A 4,731-nucleotide genomic window follows, 5' to 3' on the forward strand; every position below is an offset into this window, starting at 1 on the left:
CGATACACCTGGCCCACGAAGAGTGCTGCTAGGCTCGCAGTCGGCGACTGGATCGAACGGATCTACAACCGCCGCCGACGGCACTCGAAGATCGGCATGATCAGCCCAGTCGACTTCGAGCACCACCACACTCAGACGGCACAAGCCGCCTGACCTCGTGTCCACCATCCGGGGCAACCTCGAAGGCAGGTAGCGAGTCAGTTAGGGGAAAAACCCGCCTGCCCGGTGACGTGGCGGCGGACGATGCGCAGGCTCCGGATGAACGACATGCGTAGCGGGTCGAGCCCGTCGGGGTCGCTTGCCTCATACATCAACGCGCGGATCGCGTAGTGGGTCAACAACAGCGCCCAGATCTCTTGACGTCCCATCTCCGGGCTCTGTGAACGCAGCACTCGGTAGCTTCCGCGCTGGCGGGTTTCGATCTCTGCGAGGCTGGATTCGAATTCCCAGCGCTGGTGATACACCGCGGCGAGCTCACCGGCGGTGGCGACTTCGGGGTCGAGGATGGTGGTGATCAGCCGAATCGGCGATCCGCTCTGGCTGTCGCGGTTGGCGATGTCGTACTCGATGACGCGCACCGTGGGACCTCGGGGGACGGTGTGCAGGCCGCGGGCTCGGTGACGACGGATGCGTTGGCGTTCGATGTCGGTGAGCAGCACGCTCAGATACGAGCCGTCGGCGAGGTCGGTGACCACGTGCAATCTCAGGGAGGACTGCACTCGCCATAGCAACTGTGCGCCGGTGTCGGCGGCCTCGTCCCAGGACGCTCGGCTGTAGAACCCGCGGTCGGCCAGCACCAGCATGTCCGACTCAAAGCTGGCCAGCAGTGGGCGCGCCAGTTCACGTTCGTCGAGGAGGACTCCGCCGAGGTGCGCGTCGATCACGGCGTGGGTGCCGCATTCGCCCAGGCCGAGCACCTTGACCTTCGGGTAGGGGGCGTCCAGCCCCTGGCTGACACCGCGACCGAACGCGTCTTCGTTGTCGGCGGTGTCGGGGACGTCGAGTTGGACGCCGTCGATGGCCATTACCCGCAGATCCCCCAGCCACGCACCGGGCGTGCCCGCCCCGGCCAGCGGCCGGGCCACTCGTGCGTAGAGTTCGCGGATCGGTTCGGCGCCCAGGCGGGCGCGGGCCTGGCACAGCGCCGAGGAGGTCGGCACCTGCCAGTCCTCGTCCCAGGACCGCAGGAATCGAAGCCCCTCGACGAGTTTGCGCATCACCTCTTCGTAGGCGTCGTCGAACGGCAACTACTTCCTCGACGCCGGTTACACGCTCAAGGACGCCCTGCTCGTCGAGCCGCTCGAGGGCAATCCGTACGCCAACTTCCTGGTGACCCGGGTGGACAACCACGACGATCCCGACGTCGTAAAGCTCAACGAACTCCTGCACAGCGACCAGACGCGGGCGTTCATCGAGAAGAAGTGGCCGGGGGGAGACGTGTCTCCTGCCTTTTAGAGGTCCTCTTCGATGGCGTCGGACGGGAGCTCTAATCTCCGCGAATGTTGTCCCGCAATGTCTTACCCGGATAGGTGGTCCGGTAGCGTCCGCGCCGCTGCAATTCCGGTATGACCAAGTCGACGAACTCCTCGAAACATCCCGGTGTATAGGTGGCCAAGAGCATGAAGCCGTCGGCACCGCCATCATCGAGATAGGTCTCCAACTGATCGGCAACTTCGCTGGGGGTACCGATCACCTGGGGCATCGAGAATCGGAACGCGTAGATGTCAGCGGCGTCGCCGACCGTCACGCCGGCACCGGCCCCGCTAGCCACCAGGGCATCTTTGACACCCTGGATCCCCGGCACTGGGATATCCGCGAGCGGAGCCGACGGGTCGAACTCAGAGAAGTCCACGCCCAGCTGACCGGACAGCATCGCCAGCGACGCCTCCGGGCGCAACAGGGAGCGCAGGTACGCGGCCTTCTCCTGGGCCTCCACCTCACTCTGCCCGATGATCACCTGCGCCCCGTAATAGAGCTTGACCGATTCGGGATCCCGACCCGCTGCAGCCACCCGCCCACGGATGTCGTCGGAGTATGCGCGCATGGACGCCACTGTCGGCTGGATCGCGAAAATCGCCTCAGCCGTACGCGCGGCGAATCGGCGCCCCTGTTCGCTCGCTCCCGCCTGCCACAGCACCGGGCGGCCCTGCGGTGACGGCGCCACGAAGTGTCTTGCGCGGCAGCGGAAGTACTTGCCCTCGAACCGCACCTCAGCGATCTTCTCCGGATGCGCGTAGATACCGGTCTCCCGGTCGGCGACGACCGCGTCGGGCTGCCAGGAGTCCCAGAGTCGGCAGCACAGCTCGACGTACTCCTCGATGCGCTCGTAGCGGGTCGAGCGGTCGGGCATGTCCTGGCCGTAGGCGGCGAACTCCGACGGCGAGTACGACCCGACGATGTTCCACGCGATACGGCCGCCTGATAGATGGTCGAACGTGGACAGTCTGCGCGCCATGGAGTACGGGTGCTCGAAGGCCGTGGAGAGCGTGATGCCGACGCCGAGATGCTCGGTCGCGCCGGTGATGATCGGTGTCAGCGCCGCGGGCTCGTGGGTCGGCGCCTGCACCGCGTAGCGAACCGTGGCATCCGAACTGTCCTCGAACGAGTTGTATGGCGCGAGTTCGTCGGCCAGGAACACGGCGTCGAACAGTCCACGCTCCAACGTCCTGGCTAGATGCTGCCAATAGGGGGGCGCAGCGTAGTCGTAGCCGACCTTGTCCAGTGGATGACGCCACATGCCGACGGAGTGGCTGCTGACCCCGTGCTGCATGAAGGCGAGGAAGTGTGCCTGCCGCAGTGACTTTCGACGAGTCAGCTCAGTACTCCTGCAGACTCTCGCGCAGGGTGGTCCCGGGGTAACGAGTCCGGTAGCGGCCACGCCTCTGCAATTCCGGCACGAGCAGCTCGGTCACGTCGTTGAAGCAGCCCGGGGTGTCGGTGGCCAAGAGCATGAAGCCGTTGCAGCCACCGTCATCGAGGTAGTGCTCCATCTGGTCGGCGACGTCCGCCGGCGTACCCACCGCTACGGGTGCACCCATCGACACGCCGTAGATCTGAGCGGCTTCACGCACCGTGACTGGGGCGCCGTCCTTGGCTTCGAGGATCGCATCGAACAACCCGCGGATGCCCTGTACGTCGGCGTCCACGACATTGTCATCGAGTCCAAGCGTGGAGAAGTCGAAACCCGTGTGGCCAGAGAGAATTCCCAATGCACTCTCGATCTGCACCTTCTCCACGAACTCCGCGTACTTGTCGTTGGCACGCGACTTGTCACGGTCGATGATCGTCTGGAGACCATAGATGAGCTTGACGGACTCCGGGTTCCGGCCGTGATCGTCTGCACGCGTACGGATGTCGTCGGCATAGGCGCGCATGCTCTTGGGCGTTGGGAAGATCCCGAATACGGATTCGGCGTGCTTGGAGGCGAATTCGCGCCCTTGCTCGGATGACCCGGCCTGCCACAGCACCGGCCGCTTCTGTGGCGACGGTGCGACGAAGTGACGGCCCTTGGACTTGAAGAACTCACCCTGGAAGTCGATCTCGCTCACCTTGGAGGGATCGGCGAAGATACCGTTCTCCCGGTCGTACACGATCGCGTCGTCGTCCCAGGAATCCCAAAGCTGGTACAGCAGCTGCATGTACTCCTCGACGACTTCGTAGCGCTTGTCGCGCGGCGTTAGGTTGTCCTTGCCCATCGCCTGAAACTCGCTCTTGGAGTACGAGGTCACGATGTTCCAGCCAACGCGGCCAACCGTGAGGTGGTCCAGGGAGGACAGGTGGCGCGCCATCATGTACGGCGGTACGAACGACGTCGACAAGGTGATGCCGATACCGAGGTGTTTGGTGAAGGCTCCGACGATCGGCACCAACGTGGCCGGCTCGTGCACTGGGAACTGGCCTGCGTATTTGACGACTGGGTCCGAGTTGCCCTTGTAGGTCGTGTACGGAGCGAGTTCGTCGGCGATGAACATGGCGTCGAACAGACCGCGCTCCATGATTTGACCGAGGTCGCGCCAGTACTCCGGACGCGACCAGTGATACCCGACCTTGTCGCGTGGATGCGCCCACATCGTGGAGGCGTGGTTCATCACACCGTGCTGGACGAAACCCAGCAGGTGCGCCTTCTTGATAGTCACGCGGTGTCCCTACGGTCGATGACGAATGCCGCGATCACGGCCACGGACGATCCGATCGCGAGAATGGCGGGCAGGTACCAGAACACGCTGCTGATGCCCAGAAGGACGATGACCAAGGTGGAGAAGATCACCGCCCCGATCGCCTTCCAGCTAAAGCCACCATCGTCACCGAAGTCATCGCTTGAAAGGTCCTCCTCCGCACCCGTGGTGGCGGAGGCCAGCACCTCCGTTCGGACCCGAGCAAACGCCTGCACGGCCAGCGTGATGTAGACGACTCCGACTGCGACGCCGACGATCACGGCGATCCAGAACGCGATCATCGGACCGGATCCGGGTCAGCTGCGTTGGTAGCCACGGCGGCGCCGTCACGCTCGGCTGGCGGCTCGCCGGGCGGGCTTTCGGCCAGTGCATCGCTGCGGCGCAACTTCGCGAAGTCGAAGCTCTGCCGCGACAACAGGCTGATGCCCACAGCCGCCGCGAGCGAAATGACCTCCAGCGTGACGATGCCCTGCAACTCACCGACGAGTTGACGCACGGGATAGCCGACGGCGATGGCCACCACCAGGCTGGCGACGAACGCCGTCGAGGTCAGGCG

Annotated in this window: 5 protein-coding genes and 1 pseudogene; 1 reads left to right on the top strand and 5 read right to left on the bottom strand. The window is 64.6% G+C overall.

Annotation, left to right across the window (positions count from 1 at the left end):
- Positions 1 to 197: 197 nt before the first annotated feature.
- Entirely contained in the window at positions 198 to 1,247 is a 1,050-nt protein-coding gene (locus ACRDUX_RS33550; protein ID WP_526420628.1) for an IS4 family transposase, read from the bottom strand.
- A 37-nt stretch (positions 1,248 to 1,284) separates the two neighbouring features.
- Between ACRDUX_RS33550 and ACRDUX_RS33555 the strand changes: the two genes are divergently transcribed.
- Positions 1,285 to 1,455, top strand: a complete 171-nt coding sequence (locus ACRDUX_RS33555) for a MetQ/NlpA family ABC transporter substrate-binding protein (RefSeq protein ID WP_526420636.1) — start codon at positions 1,285 to 1,287, stop codon at positions 1,453 to 1,455.
- Between the two features lie 31 nt (positions 1,456 to 1,486).
- On the opposite strand, the gene ACRDUX_RS33560 is transcribed toward ACRDUX_RS33555, so the two are convergent.
- From ACRDUX_RS33560 to ACRDUX_RS33575, 4 genes and pseudogenes are all read right to left on the bottom strand, one after another.
- A complete protein-coding gene (locus ACRDUX_RS33560) occupies positions 1,487 to 2,770 on the bottom strand; it encodes an LLM class flavin-dependent oxidoreductase (protein ID WP_526420630.1) in 1,284 nt (427 codons plus the stop codon).
- 46 nt (positions 2,771 to 2,816) lie between these two features.
- Entirely contained in the window at positions 2,817 to 4,136 is a 1,320-nt protein-coding gene (locus tag ACRDUX_RS33565; RefSeq protein WP_526420632.1) for an LLM class flavin-dependent oxidoreductase, read from the bottom strand.
- Positions 4,133 to 4,456 (bottom strand): hypothetical protein, encoded by a 324-nt coding sequence (locus tag ACRDUX_RS33570; protein WP_526420634.1) that lies wholly within the window; start codon positions 4,454 to 4,456, stop codon positions 4,133 to 4,135. The genes ACRDUX_RS33565 and ACRDUX_RS33570 overlap by 4 nt, the downstream gene beginning before the upstream one ends.
- Positions 4,453 to 4,731 (bottom strand): annotated as a pseudogene (locus ACRDUX_RS33575) (sodium:solute symporter); the annotation flags it as partial. The gene ACRDUX_RS33570 and the pseudogene ACRDUX_RS33575, both read right to left, overlap by 4 nt.

Source organism: Mycobacterium sp. (assembly GCF_050701675.1).
Classification (GTDB): Bacteria; Actinomycetota; Actinomycetes; order Mycobacteriales; family Mycobacteriaceae; genus Mycobacterium.

What these genes read in the sequence shown, in the direction of transcription:
- ACRDUX_RS33560 (WP_526420630.1), bottom strand. Translation starts at nt 2,770, where the DNA reads ATGCAGCACGGGGTCAGCAGCCACTCCGTCGGCATGTGGCGTCATCCA.
- ACRDUX_RS33570 (WP_526420634.1), bottom strand. Translation starts at nt 4,456, where the DNA reads ATGATCGCGTTCTGGATCGCCGTGATCGTCGGCGTCGCAGTCGGAGTC.